Raw genomic sequence first — 23,700 nt, forward strand, 5'->3', positions numbered from 1 at the left:
ATGTCGGTGTCCAGGGTCCGCAGGGCTTCCAGGGTGTCCAGGGTGACGTCGGTGTCCAGGGTGTCCAGGGTGATGTTGGTGCCCAGGGTGTCCAGGGTGACGTCGGTGTCCAGGGTCCGCAGGGCTTCCAGGGTGTTCAGGGCGATGTTGGTGCCCAGGGTGTCCAGGGCGTCGGTGTGCAGGGTCCGCAGGGCTTCCAGGGCGCGCAGGGTGCCCTGGGTACCACCGCCGTCGTGACCGGACCTCTGGGACCGACGTCGACTGCCACCTGCACCACGGGCCAGGCCCTCGGCGGCGGATACCAGGCCGGTACTCTCACCCCCACTGGCACCGTGTACCAGAGCCAGCCGACCGGCGGCAGCCCTGCCACAGCGTGGACGGCTGCCACCACCGATCCCGCCGGCGTGCAGGCCTTCGTGATCTGCAGCCCCTGACCCGTAGCGTGAGCGGCGGTGGGGTACTGACTGCCCGCTCCACTTCGGAAAGAGTGACGGTGCCCCGAGGCTTCGGCCTCGGGGCACCGCCCGCGTTCCGCCCCGCTTCCGGCCTCGCGGCACACGCGGCGTCGAGTTCGACGACATCGTCCTGAATCGGCCCAGCCTGCCGGGAACGTCCCGCGGCCTTGAGTAGCGTGAGGGGTGGGTGCCCGCAGCCGGGAATGTCACCGGTTCCGAACGCTGAGTGAAGAGAAAATCGGAGAGTCATGCGTATCCTCGTGACCGGCGGCGCCGGATTCATCGGTTCGGAATATGTCCGCCAACGGATGGGAACCGATCCGGCTGCACGTGTCACCGTTCTCGACAAACTCACCTATTCGGGAAACGAGTCCAATCTGGCGCCGGTGGCGGAACACCCGGGTTACACCTTTGTCCGGGGCGACATCTGTGACCCGGACGTGGTCGACCAGGTGATGGCGGGTCAGGACGCGGTGGTGCATTTCGCGGCGGAGTCGCATGTGGACCGGTCTATCGACGGGGCCGGTCCGTTCGTCTGTACGAATGTGATGGGCACCCAGGTGCTTCTGGACGCGGCCCGCCGCCACCGCGTCGGCCGCTTCGTCCACGTCTCCACCGACGAGGTGTACGGCTCGATCGGCGAAGGCTCGTGGACCGAGGAGTGGCCGCTCGCGCCGAACTCCCCCTACTCCGCCTCGAAGGCCGGCTCCGATCTGCTGGCGCTCGCCCACCACCGCACCCACGGCCTGGACGTCGTGGTCACCCGGTGCACGAACAACTACGGGCCGTACCAGTTTCCCGAGAAGGTCATCCCGCTCTTCATCACCAACCTGCTCGACGGGCAGGAAGTTCCCCTGTACGGCGACGGCCGCAACATGCGCGACTGGCTGCACGTCTCCGACCACTGCCGGGGCATCGACCTGGTCCTGGACGGCGGCAGGGCCGGGGAGGTCTACCACATCGGCGGCGGGACCGAGTTGAGCAACCACAAGCTCACCGGCCTGCTGCTGGACGCGGTCGGCGCGGGCTGGGACCGGGTCGCGTACGTGGCCGACCGCAAGGGCCACGACCTGCGCTACTCGCTGGACGACAGCAAGATCCGCGAACAGCTCGGGTACACACCGCAGGTGGACTTCGCCGAGGGTCTGGCTGCGACGGTCTCCTGGTACCGCGCACACCGCTCCTGGTGGGCGCCGCTCAAGGAGAGGGCCGGGCTCCGGTGAGCACCGAATGGCTGGTTACCGGCGCGCGCGGGCTCCTCGGGCAGGACGTGCTGGCCGTGCTCGCGGCCCATCCGGGCGCCGTGGTCACGGGACTGGGCCGTGACCAGCTGGACGTCACCGACCCGGTCGCCGTCCGTGCGGCCGTCACAGGCCACCGTGTGGTCGTCAACTGCGCGGCCTGGACGGACGTCGACGGCGCCGAGCGGTCCGAGGCAGAAGCCACGGCCGTGAACGGCACGGGCGTCCGCCACCTGGCACAGGCCTGCGCGGACAGCGGCGCGCTCCTGCTGCACGTTTCCACCGACTACGTGTTCCCGGGCGACAGCCGACGGCCCTACCCCGAGGACGCGCCGATGGCACCCGTCAACGCGTACGGGCGCGGCAAAGCCGTGGGGGAGCGGGCTGTCGCCGAACTGCTGCCGCACACCGGTTACATCGTGCGCACCGCCTGGCTCTACGGCGCGCACGGCCCCAATTTCGTGGCCCGCATGCTCGAACTGGCGAGCCGGCGCGAAACCCTGGACGTGGTGGCCGACCAGCACGGCCAGCCGACCTGGTCCCGCGCACTCGCCCAGCAGCTGGCAGCCCTCGGCCGTGCGGCCCTGGCCGGGCAGGCGCCGGCAGGTACCTACCACGGCACGGCGGCCGGTCGTGCCACCTGGTACGGCCTGGCGCGGGAGACCTTCCGCCTCGCCGGTCTCGACCCGGAGCGGATCCGTCCGGTCGGCTCGGAGAAGTTCCCGCGCCCGGCAGCCCGGCCGGCTTTCGGTGTCCTCGGCCACGGCAATTGGGCTCGATGCGGCCTCGCCCCCCTCCCGCGCTGGGACGACCAACTGGCTGCGGCCCTCGTGACGCCCCCCTTCACCGCTCTGGTCGCGGCGGCACGCACGAACAGCGCACGTCCGTCGTCCTGAGCGGCGGGAGCAAGACCCCGAACACCGGAGCACCCTGCGGGACCTGACGGTCCGCAGGGCGCTCCTCTTCCGCGTGCCGGCCCTAGACCAGCAGCGGTCCTCCGCACCGCTCGGAGCCCTCCTTCATCGCGATGAGGTTGGCGACGACGTAGGAGATGTTGTTCCGGGAGTGCCACTCGGTCGGGAAGTAGGTGACCAGCCGTGACGACTGGAACCTGGCCTCGATCTCGGGCACGAAGGCACGGTACTGGTTGTCCGTGTAGTACCAGAACGAGTTCTCGTTGTAGAAGGCGACGTGGGTCGGGTCCTGGTACGCGCCGCGGCCGTCGGAGCTGGGCGTCATGGTGAGGAGCATGCCACCCGGTGCCAGCAGCCGGTACAGCTCGTTGATCAGCGGCACCTTCGCCGGCACGTGCTCCAGGAAGTCCACCGCCCGCATCAGACCGACCGAGTTGTCGGGCAGGTCGAGCCTTCCGGGCAGGGTCGCGACGATGTCGACGCCCTCACCGGGGTACTGGTCCACGCCCAGATAGCCGGGCGGCTTCCGGTGGGCCGCGCCGAGATCCAGCGCGAGGAGTTCGCGCCGGTGCGTCCAGGCGAGGGCGTTGGCCTCGATGTACTTGTCGTACAGGGCGACCGTCTCACGCTGGATGTGCGCGTTGATCTGCGGATCGCGCTGGGTGTTCGCGGGGTGCATCCGCTGCAGGTACAGACAGCGGGGGATGTGGTGGAAGTCGCCGAGGTGAAACAGACGGCACATCAGGTCCTGGTCGTCCAGCACCGTGCGCGTGGCGTCGTATCCGCCGGCCTTCACGTAGCTGTCCTTGCGGAACGCCCGCACGTGGTTCGGCGCGTACCAGATGTAGGAGACGTTGTGCGGCGTCGGTTCCATGGAGACGGCCTGGAGCAGCTTGCGGCCGTCGACGCGCACGTCCTCGTATTTCCAGCCGTGCGCCTCGTTGAAGCGGCTGTCGTCCCGCTTGCCGTCCTCGGTGATCTGGGCGGTGTTGCTGTAGACGAAGACGGCTTCGGGATGTGCGTCGAACGCCTTGGCCAGTTCCGCCAGGCATGCCTTCGCCAGGAGGTCGTCGTGGTCGAGTTCGACGAGGACCTCGCCGCGTGCCAGTTCGCAGGCCCTGCGCTTCGCCGCCCCGACACCGCGGATACTGTCCGCGATCTCCACCCGGACCCGGTCGTCGTGTCGCTCCGGCCGCCACCGGGCGCCGTTGTTGAGCAGGACGATCCACTCCCAGTCCTGACAGGTCTGTGCCTGCAGGGACTTGAGGCACTCGTCGAGGAAACGGGGCTGGTGGCTGGGGGTGAAGACGGAGAACCTGGGAGTTGCGGTCGACGTCATCCGGTGGCACCTGCCTGACTTGAGTTCGGTGTGGGGCTTACGTCGTCCCGGAACTGTTCCGGGACCTGGGAAAGCAGCGAGGGATCGGCTGCGACGGCGCGGCGGAACTCGTCCTCGGCCTCGTTGGTACGGTGCTTCTGCGCCAGAATCCAGCCGAGTTGGAGATGGGCCGTGGAGGCCCTGGGCGTTGCGGCGATGGCACGCTTCAGGAGTTCGACGGCGCGGTCGGTGTCGCTCGACTTCAGCAGGATCGCCTCGTTGTAGAGGGCCGAGGCGTACTTCGGATCGATCTTCAGAGCTTTGTCGTAGGACTCACGGGCATCGGCTGTTCTGCCGTCCCGTTGCGCGATGACCCCCAGGTTGTACCAGGCCATTTTGTTACGAGGGTCGAGCTGCAGGACCCGCTGGTAGGTTCTGGCCGCCCCTTCGGGATCCTGGTACTTCTCCTGCAGCAATGCGCTCTGGAAAAGCGTACTGGCCTCCTGGACCTTTCGGTTCACTGAAAGGTCCTCGGATTCCGGGGTCGTTGCCGGGTGTGACTGAACTGCCCAGGCGGTCACCCCGGTCGCAACCGCGGCCGCACCGGTAAGTCCCGCCCACAATCGCCTGCGTCTCATTTTTTCACATCTCGTAGAAATAGTGAGGGACCACGGATGTGGTTGACCTCGGGCAGTCGGCACCGAAAAGAACGTGGCGGTGCCGACAGTGCTGAAGTCCGAACCACCATTATTTCCACCGACGTTACGAGTCGTTCGTGATGATGCAGCCGTTTGGCAGGCAATTGTGGTGTGCAGTCCACCCGAATGCAGGCATCAATGCCCTGAGAGGGAAGGAGATGCGCCAAGAGCCGAGGCGCGGCATCCAGGACCGGCGTCAACGGCTGCTTGCAGGTGACGAGTTGTTCCGCGTGTCACGCCACGGGTCATGGCGCCCGGTCCGCGCGTCGCTGCGGGTGCACGCGGACCGGGGCCGATCGGGGGGCCCCTGAGGCGGGGTCAGTGGGCCGCGCTGAGTTCCTTCGGGTCGGCCAGGGCGGCGGCGTGGGCGTCCATCCGCTCGGCCGCGAGGATCGCCGCCGCCGTGTCCGCCCGGGAGGCGGCGACCACGAGGGCGCGGCCGGCGAGAGCGTGCGCGCGCTGGTGAAGGGCGGCGGGGTCACCGGCCGCGGTCGGCGTCGCACGCAATGGCGTACGTCCTCCCCGCAGTCGGCCGACCTCGCCGGCGAGGCGTTCTGCGGCCGCGTCCAGATCGGTCGACGGGGTCAGGGAGCACAGGTCGTCGGTGACGGCGAGCAGCGCGGAGAGGTGTCCGGCCAGCTGGATGTCCAGCTCCTCCTCGCGCGACCGGTGCGGAAAGTCGGAAGGGGTGCCGGCCATCGTGCTGTGGACCGACTTGGTGCGGATCGGTTCGTACATGGGATGGCCTCCTGTGCTCTGACAGGAAACCATCCTAGCTTGGATTTCGTCTAAAGTTGAGTCATGTCACGGACTGCGGTCCGTCGGTCTCCGTCTGCTACGGCTGGCTGTATCCGTCCAGGAAGTTCCCGATCCGGGTCACCGCGTCCCGGAGATCGCCGGCGGACGGCAGGGTCACCACACGGAAGTGATCGGGCTCGGGCCAGTTGAAGCCGGTGCCCTGGACGACCATGATCTTCTCCTGGCGCAGCAGGTCCAGCACCATCCGCCGATCGTCCTTGATCTTGAAGACCTTGGGGTCGAGACGCGGGAAGAGATACAGCGCGCCCTTGGGTCGTACGCAGGTCACGCCAGGGATCTGGGTGAGCAGCTCGTAGGCGACGTCCAGCTGTTCCTTCAGTCGGCCGCCCGGCAGCACCAGATCGTTGATCGACTGGCGTCCGCTGAGCGCGGCGACCACACCGTGCTGGCCCGGCATGTTGGCGCACAGCCGCATGTTGGCCAGGATCGTCAGGCCCTCGATGTAGGAGTCGGCGTGCGCGCGCGGGCCGGAGATCGACATCCAGCCGACGCGGTAGCCGGCCACCCGGTACGCCTTGGACATGCCGTTGAAGGTGAGGGTGAGCAGATCGGGGGCGATCTTGGCCGTCGGGGTGTGCGTGGCGCCGTCGTAGAGGATCTTGTCGTAGATCTCGTCGGAGCAGACCAGCAGGTTGTGACGGCGGGCGATGTCCGTCAGCCCCTTGAGCATGGCCTCGTCGTAGACCGCGCCCGTGGGGTTGTTCGGGTTGATGATGACGATCGCCTTGGTGCGGTCGGTGACCTTGCGCTCGACGTCGGCGAGGTCGGGCATCCAGTCCGACTGCTCGTCGCAGCGGTAGTGCACCGCCGTACCGCCGGACAGCGAGACGGCCGCCGTCCACAGGGGGTAGTCGGGGGCCGGCACGAGGACCTCGTCGCCGTCGTCCAGCAGGCCCTGCATCGCCATCACGATCAGCTCGGAGACGCCGTTGCCGATGTAGACGTGCTCGACGTCCGTCTCGATGCCGAGGGTCTGGTTGTGCATGACGACCGCCCGGCGCGCGGCCAGCAGGCCCTTGGCGTCGCCGTAGCCGTGCGCGGTGGAGACGTTGCGGAGGATGTCCTCGAGGATCTCCGGCGGGCACTCGAAGCCGAAGGCGGCCGGGTTGCCCGTGTTGAGCTTCAGGATGCGGTGACCTGCTGCCTCCAGGCGCATAGCCTCCTCGAGAACCGGGCCCCGGATCTCGTAACAGACGTTGGAGAGCTTGGTCGACTGGATCACCTGCATGCCCGTGAGCTTACGGCCCGGTAACGCCTCACGGGTCGTGTTTTCCGACACGTGAGACTCGGAGCTTTGTGCTGTTATCGCCGGTAGCTGTCTCAGGAGTCACACGCGTCTCTACAATTCCCGCCCATGTCCACCGATCGTGAGCACGGGGCGGAGACGTACGGCGCGCACGGAGCGGGCGGCGAGCCGGGGGAGCCGTCGAACGTGTACCACCCGCATGCCGCCCCGGCGCCGTCGTACGAGGAGTACGCCGACCCTGCCGCCGCCCACGGCTGGCAGAACGCCTACGACGAGACCCGTGAGCTGCCCGCGGTGCCCGCGGTGTCCGTGCCGGACGGTCCCGCCGGGCCGCCTCCTCATGTGCCGGGCGGCGGCCGGGCCGATCTCCGGCGCCGCAGGAAGCAGGGCGGCCGGCGGCGGGTCGCCGTCGCGGGGGTCCTCGGGGCGGCCGGTGTCGTCGCCGTGATCGCCGGTCTGACGGGTGGCTCGGGTTCCCCGGCGGGACAGCAGCCCGCGAAGGGCGGCCGCGTCTCCGCCGACGACTCCGGTGCCGCGACGACGCTGAAGGACAGCGGCGCGCCGAGTGCCACGGCCACCGCAGGCACCCCGGGCGGGACCTCGCCGTCCCCCGCGCCCACGTCCAGCGCGCCCCCGGCCGCCGGTCCGGCGAGCCAGGCCGCCTCTCCGGGCGCGCAGACCTCCGCCGCCCCCAGCCCGACCGCGACGACCCCGTCGGCGGTCCCGTCGGCGACCGCGACCACGACCGTGCCCGGCGGCCACGGGCACGGCCGGGGTGGCGGAAGGAAGCCCAGATGATCCCGGGATTCCCGGGATTGACGCCCCGTCGGTAAAACAGTTCGCATACAACTCCTTGCCCACCCATGCCCCTCTAATGAGAATGCTCATGACAAGACAGTGGGCGGCCGGAAGATCTCCGGTCGCTTATGTCTGCAGAGGGGACCCCCACATGAACAAGCCTCTCCTGGCCGCGCTGTCCGCCCTGGCGATCGCCGGGCTCGGCGCGACCCCCGCCGTCGCCGCGCCCCAGGGCAAGACGGCAAAGGCGGTGTCCGTCACCTACGCCGGCACCGTCTCGCTCAGCAACTGCTCCGGTTCCGTCATGCGCTTCCCGAACTCCGCGGACAGCGACCCGGCGCTCGTGATGACCAACGGCCACTGCCTGGAGACCGGCTTCCCGGACCCGGGCGAGGTCATCACCGGCCAGTCGTCCAGCCGCAGCTTCGGCCTCCTGAACGCCTCCGGCAGCCGGATCGCCACGCTCCGCGCCAACCAGGTCGTCTACTCGACCATGACGGACACGGACGTCACGATCTACCGGCTGACCACGACCTACGCGGCGATCAAGAGCTCGTACGGCATCAGCCCGCTCACCGTGCAGAACACGCACCCGGCCACCGGCACCGCCATCAAGGTCGTCTCCGGCTACTGGAAGCGCACCTACAGCTGCAACGTGGACGGGTTCGTGTACCGGCTCAAGGAGGGTGGCTGGACCTGGAAGGACTCGATGCGCTACACCTCCGCCTGCAACACCATCGGCGGCACCTCCGGCTCCCCGGTGATCGACACGGCCACCGGCAACGTCGTCGCCGTCAACAACACGGGCAACGAGGACGGCGAGAGCTGCACCGAGAACAACCCGTGCGAGGTGGACGAGAGCGGCAACGTGACCGTCCGCGAGGGCATCAACTACGCCGAGGAGACCTACCAGATCCCGGCCTGCTTCACGACCGGCAACAAGCTCAACCTGAGCGCCTCCGGCTGCACCCTGCCCAAGCCGTAGTCCCTCCGGGCCGGGCGGTCACACCGGTGTACGGCGCACCGCCCGGCCCGCCAGCACGTCCGTCCGCCGGCCGTCCTCGATGACGAACCTGCCGTCGACCAGGACGTACGGAATCCCGGTCGGGAGCGTGCGGGGCTCGGCGAAGGTGGCGCGGGACGACACCGTCCGCGGGTCGAAGAGCACCAGATCGGCCCGGTAACCCTCGCGCACCAGCCCGCGGTCCGGCAGTCGCAGCCGGGCCGCGGGCCGCGCCGTGAGGTGCGCGACGCACTCCTCCAGCGTCAGCACGCCCAACTCCCGTACGTAGTGCCCGAGATAGCGGGGGAAGGTGCCGTAGGCCCGCGGGTGCGGCTTGGTGCCCCGCAGGATGCCGTCCGAGCCGCCGGTGTGGGCGCGGTGCCGCATGATCGTGCGGACGTTCTCCTCGTGGCCGACGTGCTGCAGGACCGTCGTGCCGAGCCGGTCGTGTACCAGCAGACGGCGCGCGGTCGTCCAGGGACTCTCGCCGCGCAGGTCCGCCGACTCCCGGACGGTACGGCCGACGTGGTCCGCCAGGGCCGGTGCGGTCACGCCGGAGATCTCGATCGTCTCCCACTCCACCGGCACGCCGTGGCAGCCGTCCGCGCCGGTCACCTCCAGGTCGTGCCGGATCCGTGCGGCCGTCGCCGGGTCGGCGAGCCGGGCCAGGACCCGCTCCGGGCCGCCCTCGCCCGCCCAGCTCGGCAGCAGCGCGGCCAGGGTGGTGGAGCCGGGGGTGTAGGGATAGGTGTCCAGTGTGATGTCCGCGCCGGAGTCCAGCGCCTCGTCGAGCAGGGCCAGCAGTTCGGGCGCCCGGCCCCTGTTCACGCCGAAGTTCATCGTCGCGTGGGCCAGATGCAGCGGGCAGCCCGCCGCCCGGGTCAGCGCCACCATCTCGGCGTAGGCCTCCAGGGCGCCGGCGCCGTAGGACCGGTGGTGCGGGCAGTAGTAGCCGCCGTACTCCGCCACCACCCGGCACAGCTCGGTCAGTTCGGCGTCCGCGGCGTACATCCCCGGTGTGTACGTCAGTCCCGAGGACAGGCCGACCGCGCCCTGCTCCAGCCCCTCCGCCACCAGCTGCCGCATCCGGTCCAGCTCCGCGGGCGTGGCCGGGCGGTCCTCCCAGCCGACGGCGAGCGCGCGGACCGTGCCCTGCGGGACCAGGTAGGCCGCGTTGACGGCGATGCCCCGGTCCAGCCGGTCGAGATACTCGCCGACCGTCCGCCAGTCCAGGTCGAGATCGTCGCCGTAGCCGTTCCAGCCGGTGATCGCCCGCCGGACCTCCTCCCGGGTGCGGTCGTCCACCGGCGCGTACGAGAGACCGTCCTGGCCGACGACTTCGAGTGTGACCCCCTGCGCGGCCTTCGCGCTGTGGTCGGGATCGCGCAGCAGCGCCAGGTCGGAGTGGGCGTGCATGTCGATGAAGCCGGGGGACAGGACGAGCCCCTCCGCGTCCAGCTCGCGCATCGCCCGGGGCCGTTGACAGCCCGCCGCCGCGGCCTCCTTGACGATCGAGACGATCCGGCCGCCGTCGACCACGACATCGGCGCGGTAGGAGTCCGCACCGCTGCCGTCGACGACGTCCGCGTCACGGATGACGAGGTCCTCCACGGCACTCCCCGGTTCTCTAGAAGAACGTACGGATGAAGTCGACGACCGTCCCGTCCGCCTCGGCCACCGGGATCAGCTGCCACTTGTCGAACGACGTGCAGGGGTGGGACAGGCCGAAGCCGATCCAGTCACCGACCTCTACGTCCGCCTCGGGGCCGGTGCCCAGCCAGAGGTGCTGGTCGGACAGGGCGGTCACCTCGATGCCGGCCGCCGGGTGCTCGCGGCCGTCCCGGCGCACCACGTGGGCCACCGGGTGGTCGAGGTCGTAGGCGGCGTCCCGCTTGCCCGCGTTGACGAAGGCCTGCTCGGGGGAGGGGCGGGAGACGACCTGCGCCCACAGCCGGAACGCGGGCTCCAGCGCGCCCTCCTCGGGCACCCGGTTGAACGGGGTGAGCCTGCTGTAGTGCACGTCGTCGTGCGAGACGTACGCGCCCGAGCGCAGCAGTTTGAGGACGGGCAGCGAGAGTTCGGGGACGTCTGCGAAGACGTCGGCGACCGCGTCGAACCACTCGCTGCCGCCCGCGCTCACCACGATCTCCTCGGCCCCGGCGAACAGCCCGGCCTTGTCGAACTCCGCGGCGAGCGCGACCATCCGGCCCAGCCAGGCCCGTACCGGCTCCGGGGCGGCGCCGGGCACCTGGGCCTCGTAGCCCGCCACGCCCACCAGCCGCAGCGTCTCCACACCCGCCACCGCGTCCGCGACCGCCCGCGCGTCCGCCTCCGTGCGCACACCGGTACGGGCGCCCTCGCCCGCGCCCAGCTCCACCACGACGTCGATCGGGCGGGCCGCGCCGCGCAGGGCCGCGTCCATCAGCTCGACCCCGCGCACGGAGTCGACGTAGCAGACGAAACGGAAGCCGGGGTCGGCCGCCAGGTCGGCGGCGACACGGCGCAGGGCCACCGCGTCGACCAGCTCGTTGGCCAGGAAGATCCGCTCGGTCCCGAACGCCCGGGCCACCCACACCTGGTGCGGCACCGCGAGGGTGATGCCCCACGCGCCGTGCTCGATCTGGCGCCGGAAGAGCTGGGGAGCCATGGACGTCTTGCCGTGCGGGGCGAAGGCGAGGCCGTGCCGGGCGGCGTACGTCTCCATGAGCCGCAGGTTGTGCTCCAGGCGCTCGGCGGAGAGCGCGAGCACCGGGGTGGTGAAGCCGTCGGTGAAGAGGTTGCGGCGCTGGGCGGCCAGCTCGGCGACGGTCAGGCCCACGGCGTCCGGCGGGAGGCCCTTGAAGCGGTGGTCGACCCGTTCCCCGGCGAGTCGGGCGAGTGCTTCGGTACCGGCTTCCTGGGCCATGAGGCCTCTCCCATCTGGCGCGTTGCACTATCTGCAACGTTCATTGCGTATGTCGCTCACTGCTGTCTAACATCTCGGCCACGCGGGGTCAACGGACTCCCACCACCGAGGAGCTACGACGATCGTGACCGCCACCGGAGCCCGCAAGGCCCCCGACATTGTGGACGTCGTGGCGCTCGGCGAGTCCATGGTCACCTTCCTCCCCAGCCGCCCGGGCCGCCTCGCCGACGTCCCCTCCTTCGAGCGCGGGACCGGCGGAGCCGAGTCCAACGTCGCCTGCGCGCTGGCGGCCTTCGGCCACTCCACGCGCTGGGTGAGCCGGGTGGGGGCGGACGGATTCGGGGACCACCTGGTCGAGACGATCGGGTCCTACGGCGTCGACGTCGCCCACGTCCGCCGGGACCCGGGACGCCCGACCGGCCTGTACTTCCGCACGGCGGGGGACCGGGCGACGGACGAGCACGAGGTGGCGTACTACCGGGCGGGGTCGGCGGCATCCGCGATGACCGTGGACACCATCGACCTGGAGGCGGTCCGGGCGGCGCGGGTGCTGCACCTTTCGGGGATCACGGCGGCGCTGTCGAAGGGGTGCCTGGAACTGGTACGCGAGCTGGTGAGGCCCGGCGAGGGGCGGCCCTTGGTCTCCTTCGACGTGAACCACCGGCCCGGACTGTGGCGGGACACCGATGACGCCCGGGTGCTGCTGGAGCTGGCGCGCGCGGCCGACATCGTGTTCGTGGGACACGACGAGGCGCGCCAGGCCTGGGGGCTGCGCGGTGGCGGGGCCATCGTGGAGGCGCTGCCCGGGCCGGAGGTCGTGGTCGTGAAGCAGGGCAGGGGTGGAGCGGCCGCGTTCGACAGGAACACCGACGGGATGGAGGACGCCGACGGTACGGCAACCCTCGTCCGGGCACCGCGGGTCGATGTCGTCTCCCACGTCGGTGCCGGAGACGCCTTCGCCGCCGGATTCCTCTCCGGCACCCTCCGTGGACTTCCGATGCGCGACCGCCTCCGGCACGGCCACCTCATGGCGGCAGCCGCCCTCACCGCCCCCGGCGACCTGGCCGCCCCGGCCGCCCGAAGCCACGCCGACCGGCTCGCCGCCCTGGCCGACGACGCATGGGGGAGACTTCGACTCGGCCCCGGCTGGACGCAAGCCGACGAGGCCCCGGAGGAGGCGAACACCCCATGAGTCAGACCGTCGACCGCGCCCTGAGCATCCTGCCGCTGCTCGCCGAGGGCCCCGCCGACCTCGGTCAGGTCGCCGACCGGCTCGGCGTCCACAAGTCCACGGCGCTGCGCCTCCTGCGCACCCTGCACGAGCACGGCCTGGTCTACCGCCAGTCCGACCAGCGCTACCGCCTCGGCGCCCGCCTCTTCGCCCTCGCCCAGGAGGCGATGGAGAACCTCGACATCCGCGAGATCGCCCACCCCCACCTCGTCCGCCTCAACGAGCGGTGCGGCCACACCGTCCACCTCGCCGTGTACGAGGAGAACGAGGTGCTGTACATCGACAAGGTCGAGAGCCGCTACCCGGTCCGCATGTACTCGCGCATCGGCAAGCCCGTCGCCATCACGGTCGCCGCCGTCGCCAAGCTGCTCCTCGCCGACCTCACCGAACCCGAGCGCCGCGCCCTCGCGGACAAGCTCGACTATCCCCTGTACACGGCCCGTTCCACCCCCAACGCCACCGCGTTCCTGCGGGAGTTGGAGCAGGTGCGCGAACAGGGCTGGGCCACCGACCTCGGCGGCCACGAGGAGTCCATCAACTGTGTCGCGGCCCCCGTGCGCGGCGCGGACGGCCGGGTGGTCGCCGCGCTGTCGGTGTCCGCGCCGAACGTCGTCGTCACCGCCGAGGAACTCCTCACCCTGCTCCCGCAGGTGCGCCGCACCGCGGACGCGATCAGCGGCGAGTACTCCGGAAGAACGCCGGTGACGGGCACCCCCGAATGACCGCCACGCCAGCGAAGGGCACCCCCGAATGACCGAGAAGATCGCGCTCACCCCGAAGACCCACACCACCCCGCCCGCGCAGTTCTCCCACGGCGTGAAGAAGGGCAACATCCTCCAGGTCGCCGGCCAGGTCGGCTTCCTGCCCGCCGAGGAGGGCAGGCCCCCGACACCGGCCGGTCCCACCCTGCGCGAGCAGACCCTGCAGACCCTCGCCAACGTCAAGGCGATCCTCGAAGAGGGCGGCGCGAGCTGGGACGACGTGATGATGATCCGCGTCTATCTGACGGACGTGGACCACTTCGCCGAGATGAACGAGATCTACAACGCGTACTTCGAGGAGCAGGGCCTCACCCAGCCGCCCGCCGCCCGGACCACGGTGTACGTCGGTCTGCCCGCCGGCCTCCTCGTCGAGATCGATGCCCTCGCCGTCCTGAGCTGACCGCACCTCCCCCCACCTGTGGGCAGTATGGGTACGTGACCCTCTCCTCCTCCCCGCCGGCCGGCCCGATCGGTGACATCACCGCCGAACGCGACGCCCTGCTCGACGAGTTGGCCCGGCGCTCCGCCGGTGATCCGGACACCGCCGAGCTGTGCGGGTACGCCGGAGAGCTGAGCCACCGGCTGTACCTGCTACGGGAGGACGACGGCCGGGACGAGGAACTCGCCCTGGCCGTCGAGGCGTTCGAGCACGCCTTCCGCACCCCGGGCACCGAGCCGCTCTGGTCGGCCTGGCGGGTCAGGTTCGGGCATCTGCGGGGCGTGCAGTACGAGGACCGGGGCGAGCGGCATCTGCTGGAGGACGCCTTCGGGCTGCTGGCGGCCGGCGTGGAGGGGCTGCCGGCCGGGGACCCCGACTTCGCCTGGGAGCGCGTGTGGGGGCGGCATGTGCTCGCCGTGTGCGCCAAGCTGCGCTGCCTCGCCGACCCCGGCTCCGGCGAGCTGTTGGCGGAGGCGCTGCGCAGGCACGACGACGCCCTTCAGGACGTGGAGCCCGGCAGCGAGGAGGAGGCCGACCTGAAGGCCGGCGCCGGATACCTGTTCATGCGGCGGGCCCTGCTCCACGGCGACCTCGACGCCGCCGACGCCTCGGCCCGCCACTACCGCGCCCTCCTTGCCACCGCCCCGCCCGCCGACGTCCCGCACCTGCGCTACAGCCTGGGCCTGGCCGCGCTGGTGCGCGGCCGGGTGCGGGTCGACCGGGAGGAACTGGAGAGCGCCCGGGACGCCTTCGACACCGCGCTCACCGAGGCCCGCCGGGCGGGCGGACCGGCACCCGACTGGGCGTTCGAGGCCGAGGTCAACGCCCTCCTCGTACGGACGCTGATCTGGTCCACCTGGAAGGACGTCGGCCAGAGCCTGGCCGCCGAGGTCGAGCTGCGCCGCCTGCTGGAGCGGCCCGGCGCCGAGGAACAGCTGCTGCCGCAGTACCTGGACATGTTCGGGCGCCTTCTGTACGAGCGGGCCGCCGCCCGTGACGACGTCGAGGGCAGGGACCGCGGGATCGCCCTGGTCCGCCGGGCCGTCGACACCTGGCGGCCGGAACGGGACGGCGACATCGGCGCCACCGCGCTCTTCCTCGCCCTCTTCCAGCAGTCCCGGCACCACGACGACCCCCGGCCGGACCGTGCCCGGGACGTGCTGCGCGCCGCCGGTCTCGTCCTGGACTCCGGGACCGGCAACCACGACATGCTCCAGTCCGCCCGCATGCTCGACGGCTGGGCCCGGTTCACCCTCGCCGACCACGGGGTGCTGCCCGAGACCGACGGCTGCCCGGAGGGACTCGACGTCGAGCGGATGAAGCAGACGTGGGACAGCCTGCTCGACGACCTCCGTGAGGGCCGGGCCTTCGTCGACTTCGGGGGGGAGGAGTTCCTGCGGGGCATGGAACGGGACGTCGTCGGAGCCCGCCGTCGCATCCAGGGCTTCGAGCAGGCCCTCGCCCGGCTGCGCTCCCTCGAACCGGGCAGCCCCGGCCGGGCCCAGCTCGCCTCGCTGATGCTGAGCAACCTCACCCTCGTCGACCCCGACGGCACCTACGTCACCGCCGAGCACCGGCGGGAGCTGACGCAGGCGGTCCTGGAACGGGCCGAACGGGACCCGGCCTGGCAGGGGCCGGCGAACGCCGTCGCCGGTGTCGCCCGGCTGCACCAGGAGATGAGCAGCGGCTCCGGCGCCGGGTTCGACGAGGTGCTCGCCCACTTCGACCGGGCCGAGGCCGACGGCGGCCTCGGCGAAGAGGCCGAGCACGGCCTGGCCCTCGCCCGGTTCGTGGCCCAGACCCAGCGCGGCCAGACCGGCGGCGCCGGCGACGACATGGAGGCCGGCGCCGCGACCTGGCGGCAGCTGCGCTCCGACCCCGCCCTGCCCGCGCACCTGCGCCGCCTGATGGACCTCCAGCAGGCCGGCTACGACGCGCACGCCGCCGTCCGGCGCGGCGACCTGGCCGCCGCCGACGGCCATATCGCCGCGCTCACCGAGGGCCACGCCACGCTGGGCGACGAGGACCCCTCCCGCATCGAGATCCTCACCCTCCTGGAGAACGCCCGCTCCGGGCGCGACAACCTCGCCCAGCACCTCGGCGTACCCCCGCTGCGGCCGCTCGCGGCCCGCCCGAGCGCCGCCGAACTGCGCCGCCAGGCACGGCGGTTGCCCCGTGACCACCGGGCCTGGGTGCTGGGCGACTGCGGCATGACCCGGTTCATGCAGGCCCTCACGCAGCAGGACGGGCCGGGCATCGCGACGGCCGTCGGCCTGCTCCGGGAGGCCCACGAGCTGTGCGAACCGGGCAGCGACAGCCGCCTGCGCTACGCGAACGCCATGGGCATCGCCCACTGCGCCCTGTCCGAGCTGGAGATCGACCGGGTACGCCGCCGCGAGCGCCTCGCCAAGGGCGTCGCCCTGCTGGAGGGCGCCTTCGCGGAGGCCGGCGGCCCCGAGCACCGGCTCTACGCCGACATCGGCCTCGCTCTCGCCCAGGCCCGCCGCTCCCGCGACGACCTGCACCGCCGGGACCGGGCCGGCGCCCGCGCCCTTGGCCTCAAGTCCCTGCGCGGGTATGCCTGGGCCGCCCTGCTGCAGTCGGGCACCGACCACGCGACGGTCGCCGCCGCACAGGCCACCAGGGCGGCGCTGCAGGTGGCCGGCTGGTGCCTGAAGGACGACCGCCCCGAGGAGGCCCTCCAGGCCCTGGACGCCTGCCGGGGCCTGGTCCTGCACGCGGCCCTCACCTCGGCGACCGTCCCCGACCTCCTCACCGCCACCGGACACACCGGCCTGGCGGCCGAGTGGCGGACCGCCGGAGCCGACGCGGCCGAACGGTCCGCCGACCCCGTCACCGCCGTCCGGACCCCGCTCACCGTGCCCAGCACCCTGCGGCGCCGCGTCCTGGCCGCCCTCACCGGCACCCACCAGGCACGACTCCTCGACCCGCCCGCCCCCGACGAGATCGCCGAGGCCCTGCGCAGCCTCACCAAGGACGCCCTGGTCTACCTGGTACCGAGCACGGAGGACACCCCGGGCACCGCCCTGGTCGTCACGTCGCAGGGCGCGGTACACGCCGTGCCCCTGCCGAAGCTGACGGAGGACGCGGCACCACTGAAGGAGTACGGGCCCGGGGAAGGCCTGACCCGCGACGCGGCCCCGCGTGACCTCGGTCCCGTCCCCGGCTGGCGCCCCTCGGCGCCCGCCACCCTCCGCGGCCGGCTCGACCGGCTGTGCGGGTGGGCCTGGTACGCGGCGATGCGGCCGCTGCTGGAGGCCTTCGAGATGCCGGCCGGACGGTTGCCCCGGCTGGTGCTGGTGCCGATGGGCAGGCTGGGGCTCGTGCCCTGGCACGCGGCCTGGGAGCCGGGCGGTCCGCGTGGGCGGCAGTACGCGCTGCAGGCCGCCGAGATCTCCTACGCCGCCTCGGCCCGCCTGCTGTGCCAGGTGGCCGCCCGCCCCGCCGCCGAGCACACCGGCGCCGCGCTGATCGTCGGCAACCCCACCGGCGACCTGCGCCACGCGGGCGAGGAGGCCGACGCCGTGCAGCGCGCCTTCTACCCCGAAGCCCGGTTCCTGGGCCGCCGCACGACCGGTCCCACCGACGGCCCCGGGACCCCGGGCGAGGTGCTGCGGTGGCTGCGCGAATCGCCGCAGGACGGGGCAGTGCTGCATCTCGCCTGCCACGCGTCCGTCGCCGAGAACGCCCGCCGCAGCGCCTATCTCGCCCTGCACGAAGGCCAATTGGCGGCCGAGGAGATCACCGGCGCGGACGGTGACCGGCTCGGTCTCGTGCTGCTCGCCGCCTGCCGCAGCCATGTCTCGGGCCGCGGCCACAACGAGGCCTACAGTCTCGCCACCGCCTTCCTCGCCGCCGGCGCCCGCTCGGTCGTCGGCTCGCTGTGGCCGGTCCCGGACGAGGCGACCTCGGTGCTGATGTACCTCACCCACCACTTCCTGCGCACCCACGGCGAACCCCCGGCCCGCGCCCTGCGCCGCGCCCAGCTGTGGATGCTCAACCCCGACCGCGAACTACCGCCCGAGCTCCCGGAGTTCCTCGCCGAGCGGGCCCGCGGGATCGATCCGCACGATCTGAGCGCCTGGGCCGGCTTCACGCATCTGGGCCGCTGACCGGCTCCGGCACCAGCGTGCGCAGCGGCACGGTCACGGCCGTCCAGCGGCCCGCCGCACCCAGCACGGGCCCCAGGATCCGGCGGCCGGTGACGGTCTCCCACGGGGGCAGCTGGAACGGCACCGCGTTCAACTCCCGGTCGGACACCACCAGTTTGAGCCAGTCCCGGCCCTCCGTCCCCGGTACCGCGGCCAGGGAGGCGGGCAGCGACAGCTGCACGGGATCGCCGTCCAGCGCGTGGCCCGTACGGCCGGGACCGATGAAGTGCCCCGGATACAGCACCGAGGAGGAGGCGTAGCCGTCGGTCAGATCGAGCAGGACGCACCACAGGGTGCGGTCGGGGGAACGGTTGTGCAGCCGGATCGACACCCACGGCGGGCGCGGCCCGGCAGGTCCCGGGGTGTACGGGCAGACGATCTCCCCGGACGCGTCCGGCCGCAGCGGCTCGTCCGAGCCCCACGGGGCGACCTCCAGCTCCACCAGCCCGTCCAGCAGCGAGGGCCGCGGGGCGAGGTCGCGCAGCTGGTGCCAGCGGGCGAGGTGGGCCAGGCAGTCCGCGACCCGCCCGGCGTCCGCGGGACCCGCGAAGGGCAGGGGCGCCGTGAACTCGGTGCCGTCGCGCCGCAGGACGTACGCCCGCCCGTCCCGCACCCACACCTGGAAGTGCAGCCCGTGCGCCCCCTCCGGCCCCTCCACCAGCCGCACCAGCGGCCCGAGTTCGCGGGCCAGCCACCCGTGCTCCTCCGGTGATCCGTCCACCGTCACACTGGCCGGCGGCAGCGCGACCTCCGACAGCGCGACCGGATACACCAGCTCCGGCTCCGGGTCCCAGTCCACCGGCGTGACCAGCGTCCGCGCGGCCGACACCTCCACCGCGCGTACGACCCCCCGGCCGGGCCCCTCCTCCAGCGCCGCGAAGGTGGTGCCCCGCGCCTCGGCCCCGCCCTCCCGGAGCCCGTGCACCGCGCCGCAGTCCACCTCCCAGCCGTCGGCGCCGTACCGCAGCAGGTGCGGGCTCGCGGTGCGGGGCGCGCCGCCCAGCAGCGGGCGGTCCGCCGCACCGTCCGGCAGGTCGGGGAAGAGCACAGGATGCTGGGTGCTGCCCGCCCGCTGCACCCGGGCAGCGGCCGCCGCCAGCAGCTCGCGGCACGTGGCGCCGGGACCGGCCGCGCGCACCGCACTGACCAGCGCATGGGTGAACGCCCCGTGCCGGCGCCCCTCGAACCAGCCCTCGTACGACGGCTCGTCCAGCCGGCTCGCCGCCAGCAGCACATGCCGGGGTGGCCCGCCGTGCGCGCGGGCACCGAAGTACCACTCCGGCCGGGGCGGCGCGTACCGCGCGGTGAGTTCCGCCTCCCGCGTCGCGCCCCCCGAGTGACAGCAGTCCAGCACCGCCGTGACCTGGGCACCGCCCGCCGCGACCCGGTCCAGCAGCGCGCCCAGCCGCTTGTCGGGCAGCGGACCGTCCACGCACACCAGTGCCTGGTTCAGGCCCGTCGCCTCGATCAGCAGGTCGTCGCCGGTGGCGGCCTCCTGCGTGCCGTGCCCGGAGAACCACAGCAGCGCGGTGTCCCCGGGACCGGCCGAACCCAGATGCCGCAGCACGGCGTCCGTCACGGCGGACACGGTCGCGTCGGCGTCCGACAGGACGGTGACGTCCGCCTGGTCACCCGCCAGCTCGGTCAGCAGCCGATGTGCCTCGGCGATGTCGTTCGCGCAGCCGCCGAGCGCGCTCGCCACGGACGCCGGATAGTCGTCGATGCCCACCAGGAGCGCCTTGATCCTCCCCATGCGAAGAGAGTCTGCCAGTGTCGTTCAGGGGTCAATCGGGCTTACCGAGATGCACTCTTGACGTGACGTCACTAACCTTCAACTTCCGTGCATCGCACAACCGCTCACCACCCATGACTCTCGGGGGACACATGGGGTACACCGAACGGCCGCGCCGTGTCGTGCGGCCGGCACAGCAGGGGCCGGGAATCCAGCCCGGCCCGGGTGCTCAGCCGGGCTCCGCGCCCGCGAACCCGGTGCCCGGCGTCGTACGCCGCGAGCTGTACACACCGCGCTCCCGCAAACTGCTCGACGCCGTGGGCCGGCTCGACGCGGGGCTGGACGAGCAGGCCTGCCGGTCGCTGGCCGAGTGGGTCCGCGAGCAGTACACGACGGCGTACGGCTCGGTGCCGCTCGGCTTCGTCGCACGCTGCCACCTGGGCCCGCCGTACGTCGACCACCAGCTGAACCTCTTCCACGTCATCGTGCGGCACTTCGCCCCGGCCGAGCCGATGCCTGAGCCGTTCGCCGCGGCCCGCATGCTCGCCCGCTCCGGCGGCTACGCCCACGTCGAGGTCTACGACGACGGCCTGATCCTGCCCGTCCTGGACGACGGCACCGTCGTCCGCCCCTGACTCCTGGTCCCTCCCCCTGCCCGCTCACCCCGCAGCACTCGAACGGAGTTCCGCATGTCCGAGGTCGACTACACACTGCGCCGCCAGGTGCAGGAGGTCAGCAACCTCGTCATCAGGCTCAGCGAACAGGTCGGCTCCGTCTCCGGCCAGGTCTCCACCGTCGAGGCCAACCAGCAGCAGACCCGAACCGAGCTCCAGCAGCTGCGCGACGAGTTCCTCGCCTTCGTGCGGCAGGCGCAGGCCACCGCGAACGTGCAGCGCGCCGAGACCCGCATCGGGGTCATCGAGGACAAGATCGACCACGAGTTCGGCCACCACAAGACGGTCCGCCGTACCGCGGTCGGCATGCTCCAGGCCTTCGACATCGGCCTGGTGTCCGAGGACAACGTCCGGATGGTCGGCGACCAGCTGATGCTCCAGACCCCCCGCTACTGGCTCGCCCCCGCCCTGGTCGCCCTCGCCTCCTGGTCCGCCGACGACCGCACCCTGTGCGAGCGCGCGGTCGACGAGGCCTTCCGCCGCTCGCCCGACCGCACCTCCCTCTTCTTCGCGCTCGTCCTGCGCCGCCAGGGCCGCTCCGAGGGGGCGGTGCGCTGGCTGCGGCACTATCTCCTCGCCCAGGACCCGGCCGCGCTCGGCCGCGAGTTCGCGGTCATCCTGGAGGCCATCGCCCAGGGCGCGTTCGGACCGGTCGGCCGTGAGCTGCTGGACCGCACCCTCGCCGAGTGGCGCTCCCAGCTGATGGACAGCGCCGACGCGCAGGCCAGGCAGGTCCGGCGCTGGCGCGACGAGCTGGAGTCCCTGCGCGGTCCGTCCCAGGCGGCCGAGTTCCCGCGCCTGGCCGCCCTCTCCCCGCAGTGGGTCACCCTCGACGGCGTGCTCTCCTCCGCGCGCGGCCAGCAGCCCGTGCTGGACAAGTACCGGGCCATCATGGACCGCGAGTTCCAGCCGTCCGAGCGCATCGAGGACGCGGTCGACGACATCCTCGACCGGCTGGTCTCCGAGTACGACAACGAGGAGCTGCCGCTGCGCCGTGACCTCGCCTTCAACCAGGCGGTGGTCGACCACGACGGCGACCTCACCACGGCCCGCAGGACCGCCGACGCGGACGCGGCCTCGTACGAGGAGACCCTCGACTACCTCACCGTGCAGACCACGGCCGCGCTCAACCCGCAGGCCATCGGCACCTCGCCGGCCACCCAGCGGCTCTCCGTCGCGGCCTGCCACGAGTGGTTCCGGCACGCGCACGGCGCCCACACCCGCGACTACCGGGCCGCCGTGCCGCAGGACGTCCAGGCCCAGTTCGCCACCTCGCACTCCGTGGGCTCGCAGCTCTTCCAACTGCCCACCTGGGTCGGCTCGTTCACCCAGCCCCTGGCCGCCCTGGAGAAGTCCCTCGGCGACCACTGGGACCGCTACACGGGCCCGTTCGTCGAGGCGCTCGCCTTCCCCTGGCTGAAGAAGGCGGCCCCGCCGGTGGGCGTCGTCGCGGCCATCCTCCTCTTCCTCGCCGGCAGCTGGCCCGCCTTCGCGATCGGCGCGGCGGCCGTCGTCGCCCTCGTCTGGGGCCTCGTCCTGCGCAACCAGGCCCAGACCGCGGCCCGCGCCCAGGCCGCGGCCCGCGAACTCCTGGACCGCGCCAAGACGGAGTCCCTCCACCAGCTCCGTGCCGCCTCCGCCGAACTCACCGACTGGTACGAGAAGTTCACCGCGGCCGACCGGACCGAGGCCGAGGTCCGCGAACTGATCGCCACGCTGCCGACGGCGGGCGGAGGAGCTTCGCCCTTCGAGGGACGCACGGTACGCAAGGAGTCCGCGCCCGTGGAGCCGGCTCAGGGCGAGACGGTGCCTCCGGCGCGCTGGGCGGCGGCATCCGAGTCGCCGGCCCGCGCGGAGACCTCGTCGGAGTCGGCGGGCCGTGCTGGGGCCTCGGCGCAGTCGTCGGGCGGTGCGGAGGCCTCGTCCGGGCCGGCGGCTCGCGGGGAGGCCTCGTCCGGGTCCGGGGCCGGCCGGGGAACGGCTTCCGGGTCCCGGCCGGGGGAGGAGCCGGTGCCTGCGGAGTCGGCTCAGGGGGAGGCCATTCCCCCGGCCCGCCCGGGAGCCGCGTTCGGGGCGTCGGTCCGGGAGGACGCGGCGCCGGGCTCGTCGGCCCGCGCGGAGAGTTCCTCCACGTCCGAGCCGTCGTTCCGCAAGGAGGCCGAGCCGGAGGACAAGACCGGCCAGGAGATCCCGTCCGAGTCCCAGGAGGACAGCGCCCGATGAGTACGCCACCGCCGCCCGCCCACCAGCCCGGCCCGGCGCCGCGCGGCGCGCAGGACGAGTCGCCGTGGGCGAACGCCGCGCGCCCCGCGCCGCACGAGGCGGGGACCGTGCCGCCGGGGAATTCCACGACACCTCTGTCGACGACCGCAGCCGAGCGCCCCTGGGCCGCCACCGGTCAGCCCGGGGCCGCGGTGCCCGCGCAGGGGGCCACCCCGGCTGCGGCGCCCTGGGGCGGCGCGGCTGCCACTCCGCAGTCCGCCGCAGGCGGCCCCGCCCCCCAGACCGGGCAGCCCACCGGCACGAGCCCCGCCCAGCAGCCCGCCGCCTCCCCGTGGGCCGCGTCCGCCGACTCCGCCCGTGCCCAGTCCTCCCCCTGGGCCGCGCAACGCCGTCCGCAGCAGGAGCGGGTCACCAGCAGGCTCCGGCGGGTCGTGGAGGGGCTGCCGGACTGGGAGCCGTTGCCGCCGGGGGAGACCGTCGTGCGCCGGCCGGGCAGCACCGTATGAGCGGCCTGTGGGGCGACGGCGGCCCGTACCAGGCCTGGGTCGGCTTCCTGCGGCGCTGGGCGGCCCTGGAGCCCGTCGACCCGGCCGTGCTGCCCGCGCTCGCCGAGGAGCAGTACGACAGCGACACCTGGGCCCGGCTGACCGAGCACCTCACCAGCGCCCTGAACACGCGCCTGGTCACCTGGGCGGAACACCTCGTCCGCGCCCTGAACGCGAGCCGGGACGACTTCAGCTGGGGCCGCGAACTCGCCCAGGCCCGCACCGGCCTGCACGCCGTCCGCGGGCTGGCGGCCCACCCGGGCCTCCCGGAGTCCCTGCGCACCCGGCTGACCGAGCTGGTCGACAACCAGATCACCGAGGTGCAGGCCCAGCTGGAGCGGAACCTGGACGCCGAGATCCGGCGCGGCACCGACCCCCGCCTGGTCGAGCGCCGCCGCCGCACCCTGCGGGACAACGCGCTGACCGCCACCCTCACGGTGCGGCCGGCCCAGGACGCCTGGGCGTACGACCCAGCGGCCCCGCCCAGACGCCGCATCGTCCCCGGCTGAGGCGGACAGCGGCGGGC

At 72.5% G+C, this 23,700-nt stretch carries 20 protein-coding genes; 12 read left to right on the forward strand and 8 right to left on the reverse strand.

Features of this window, described 5'->3' with window-relative positions:
- The coding region (locus tag FB157_RS47935) for a hypothetical protein (RefSeq protein ID WP_222440936.1) at positions 1-521 on the reverse strand (521 nt) is incomplete at its 3' end.
- A gap of 182 nt (positions 522-703) precedes the next feature.
- On the opposite strand from FB157_RS47935, the gene rfbB reads away from it, so the two are divergent.
- Together rfbB and rfbD are read left to right on the forward strand one after the other, a co-directional pair.
- Positions 704-1,678: a dTDP-glucose 4,6-dehydratase gene (rfbB, locus tag FB157_RS15395; protein ID WP_145879930.1), complete on the forward strand. Its 975-nt coding sequence runs from the start codon at positions 704-706 to the stop codon at positions 1,676-1,678.
- Entirely contained in the window at positions 1,675-2,592 is a 918-nt protein-coding gene (gene rfbD / locus FB157_RS15400; RefSeq protein ID WP_145879932.1) for a dTDP-4-dehydrorhamnose reductase, read from the forward strand. The genes rfbB and rfbD overlap by 4 nt, the downstream gene beginning before the upstream one ends.
- Before the next feature lie 82 nt (positions 2,593-2,674).
- On the opposite strand, the gene FB157_RS15405 is transcribed toward rfbD, so the two are convergent.
- The 4 genes from FB157_RS15405 to FB157_RS15420 form a co-directional block, all read right to left on the reverse strand.
- A complete protein-coding gene (locus tag FB157_RS15405) occupies positions 2,675-3,949 on the reverse strand; it encodes a glycosyltransferase (RefSeq protein WP_145879933.1) in 1,275 nt (424 codons plus the stop codon).
- On the reverse strand, positions 3,946-4,449 hold the full coding sequence (locus tag FB157_RS15410) for a tetratricopeptide repeat protein (protein WP_186581517.1): 504 nt from the start codon (positions 4,447-4,449) through the stop codon (positions 3,946-3,948). The genes FB157_RS15405 and FB157_RS15410 overlap by 4 nt, the downstream gene beginning before the upstream one ends.
- A gap of 495 nt (positions 4,450-4,944) precedes the next feature.
- Complete coding sequence (locus FB157_RS15415) at positions 4,945-5,364, reverse strand: hypothetical protein (protein ID WP_145879938.1); 420 nt, start codon at positions 5,362-5,364, stop codon at positions 4,945-4,947.
- Between the two features lie 97 nt (positions 5,365-5,461).
- Positions 5,462-6,673, reverse strand: a complete 1,212-nt coding sequence (locus FB157_RS15420; protein ID WP_145879939.1) for a pyridoxal phosphate-dependent aminotransferase — start codon at positions 6,671-6,673, stop codon at positions 5,462-5,464.
- A gap of 126 nt (positions 6,674-6,799) precedes the next feature.
- Here FB157_RS15420 and FB157_RS15425 point away from each other — a divergent pair, with 126 nt between their 5' ends.
- Entirely contained in the window at positions 6,800-7,489 is a 690-nt protein-coding gene (locus FB157_RS15425) for a hypothetical protein (RefSeq protein WP_261386325.1), read from the forward strand.
- 151 nt (positions 7,490-7,640) lie between these two features.
- Complete coding sequence (locus FB157_RS15430; protein ID WP_145879941.1) at positions 7,641-8,474, forward strand: serine protease; 834 nt, start codon at positions 7,641-7,643, stop codon at positions 8,472-8,474.
- An 18-nt stretch (positions 8,475-8,492) separates the two neighbouring features.
- Here the strand turns inward: FB157_RS15430 and FB157_RS15435 are convergent, their stop codons facing one another.
- A complete protein-coding gene (locus tag FB157_RS15435) occupies positions 8,493-10,103 on the reverse strand; it encodes an amidohydrolase family protein (protein ID WP_145879943.1) in 1,611 nt (536 codons plus the stop codon).
- A gap of 16 nt (positions 10,104-10,119) precedes the next feature.
- On the reverse strand, positions 10,120-11,397 hold the full coding sequence (locus FB157_RS15440) for an alanine racemase (protein WP_145879945.1): 1,278 nt from the start codon (positions 11,395-11,397) through the stop codon (positions 10,120-10,122).
- Between the two features lie 124 nt (positions 11,398-11,521).
- Between FB157_RS15440 and FB157_RS15445 the strand changes: the two genes are divergently transcribed.
- Genes FB157_RS15445 through FB157_RS15460 form a run of 4 tightly spaced genes read left to right on the forward strand, consistent with a single transcriptional unit; the run spans position 11,522 to position 17,961 of the window.
- Positions 11,522-12,589, forward strand: a complete 1,068-nt coding sequence (locus FB157_RS15445; RefSeq protein WP_145879946.1) for a sugar kinase — start codon at positions 11,522-11,524, stop codon at positions 12,587-12,589.
- The gene (locus FB157_RS15450) at positions 12,586-13,350 is read left to right on the forward strand and encodes an IclR family transcriptional regulator (RefSeq protein ID WP_145879948.1); all 765 of its coding nucleotides are present in this window, start codon (positions 12,586-12,588) and stop codon (positions 13,348-13,350) included. Before FB157_RS15445 ends, FB157_RS15450 begins: the two co-directional genes overlap by 4 nt.
- A 28-nt stretch (positions 13,351-13,378) precedes the next feature.
- Positions 13,379-13,789, forward strand: coding sequence for a RidA family protein (locus FB157_RS15455; RefSeq protein ID WP_145879950.1), 411 nt, complete (start codon positions 13,379-13,381; stop codon positions 13,787-13,789).
- Positions 13,790-13,824: 35 nt separating this feature from the next.
- Complete coding sequence (locus FB157_RS15460) at positions 13,825-17,961, forward strand: CHAT domain-containing protein (protein ID WP_145879952.1); 4,137 nt, start codon at positions 13,825-13,827, stop codon at positions 17,959-17,961.
- Here FB157_RS15460 and FB157_RS15465 read toward each other — a convergent pair.
- The gene (locus tag FB157_RS15465) at positions 17,942-19,753 is read right to left on the reverse strand and encodes a caspase family protein (protein ID WP_145879953.1); all 1,812 of its coding nucleotides are present in this window, start codon (positions 19,751-19,753) and stop codon (positions 17,942-17,944) included. The two genes, FB157_RS15460 and FB157_RS15465, sit on opposite strands and share 20 nt — an antisense overlap.
- Positions 19,754-19,884: 131 nt before the next feature.
- On the opposite strand from FB157_RS15465, the gene FB157_RS15470 reads away from it, so the two are divergent.
- From FB157_RS15470 to FB157_RS15485, 4 genes are read left to right on the forward strand one after another with little or no spacing between them, the layout of a single operon-like run.
- The gene (locus FB157_RS15470; protein ID WP_145879955.1) at positions 19,885-20,367 is read left to right on the forward strand and encodes a hypothetical protein; all 483 of its coding nucleotides are present in this window, start codon (positions 19,885-19,887) and stop codon (positions 20,365-20,367) included.
- Between the two features lie 54 nt (positions 20,368-20,421).
- Positions 20,422-22,629 (forward strand): hypothetical protein, encoded by a 2,208-nt coding sequence (locus FB157_RS15475; protein WP_261386326.1) that lies wholly within the window; start codon positions 20,422-20,424, stop codon positions 22,627-22,629.
- On the forward strand, positions 22,626-23,135 hold the full coding sequence (locus FB157_RS47300) for a hypothetical protein (protein WP_186581518.1): 510 nt from the start codon (positions 22,626-22,628) through the stop codon (positions 23,133-23,135). Before FB157_RS15475 ends, FB157_RS47300 begins: the two co-directional genes overlap by 4 nt.
- Entirely contained in the window at positions 23,132-23,683 is a 552-nt protein-coding gene (locus FB157_RS15485) for a hypothetical protein (RefSeq protein WP_145879957.1), read from the forward strand. The genes FB157_RS47300 and FB157_RS15485 overlap by 4 nt, the downstream gene beginning before the upstream one ends.
- Positions 23,684-23,700: the final 17 nt, after the last annotated feature.

Origin of the sequence: Streptomyces sp. BK340 (assembly GCF_007827595.1) — a bacterium.
Taxonomy (GTDB): Bacteria; Actinomycetota; Actinomycetes; order Streptomycetales; family Streptomycetaceae; genus Streptomyces.

Coding starts and splice junctions, on each gene's coding strand:
- rfbB (WP_145879930.1), top strand. CDS start 704: ATGCGTATCCTCGTGACCGGCGGCGCCGGATTCATCGGTTCGGAATAT.
- FB157_RS15405 (WP_145879933.1), bottom strand. CDS start 3,949: ATGACGTCGACCGCAACTCCCAGGTTCTCCGTCTTCACCCCCAGCCAC.
- FB157_RS15415 (WP_145879938.1), bottom strand. CDS start 5,364: ATGTACGAACCGATCCGCACCAAGTCGGTCCACAGCACGATGGCCGGC.
- FB157_RS15420 (WP_145879939.1), bottom strand. CDS start 6,673: ATGCAGGTGATCCAGTCGACCAAGCTCTCCAACGTCTGTTACGAGATC.
- FB157_RS15425 (WP_261386325.1), top strand. CDS start 6,800: ATGTCCACCGATCGTGAGCACGGGGCGGAGACGTACGGCGCGCACGGA.
- FB157_RS15430 (WP_145879941.1), top strand. CDS start 7,641: ATGAACAAGCCTCTCCTGGCCGCGCTGTCCGCCCTGGCGATCGCCGGG.
- FB157_RS15440 (WP_145879945.1), bottom strand. CDS start 11,397: ATGGCCCAGGAAGCCGGTACCGAAGCACTCGCCCGACTCGCCGGGGAA.
- FB157_RS15450 (WP_145879948.1), top strand. CDS start 12,586: ATGAGTCAGACCGTCGACCGCGCCCTGAGCATCCTGCCGCTGCTCGCC.
- FB157_RS15455 (WP_145879950.1), top strand. CDS start 13,379: ATGACCGAGAAGATCGCGCTCACCCCGAAGACCCACACCACCCCGCCC.
- FB157_RS15465 (WP_145879953.1), bottom strand. CDS start 19,753: ATGGGGAGGATCAAGGCGCTCCTGGTGGGCATCGACGACTATCCGGCG.
- FB157_RS15470 (WP_145879955.1), top strand. CDS start 19,885: ATGGGGTACACCGAACGGCCGCGCCGTGTCGTGCGGCCGGCACAGCAG.
- FB157_RS15475 (WP_261386326.1), top strand. CDS start 20,422: ATGTCCGAGGTCGACTACACACTGCGCCGCCAGGTGCAGGAGGTCAGC.
- FB157_RS47300 (WP_186581518.1), top strand. CDS start 22,626: ATGAGTACGCCACCGCCGCCCGCCCACCAGCCCGGCCCGGCGCCGCGC.
- FB157_RS15485 (WP_145879957.1), top strand. CDS start 23,132: ATGAGCGGCCTGTGGGGCGACGGCGGCCCGTACCAGGCCTGGGTCGGC.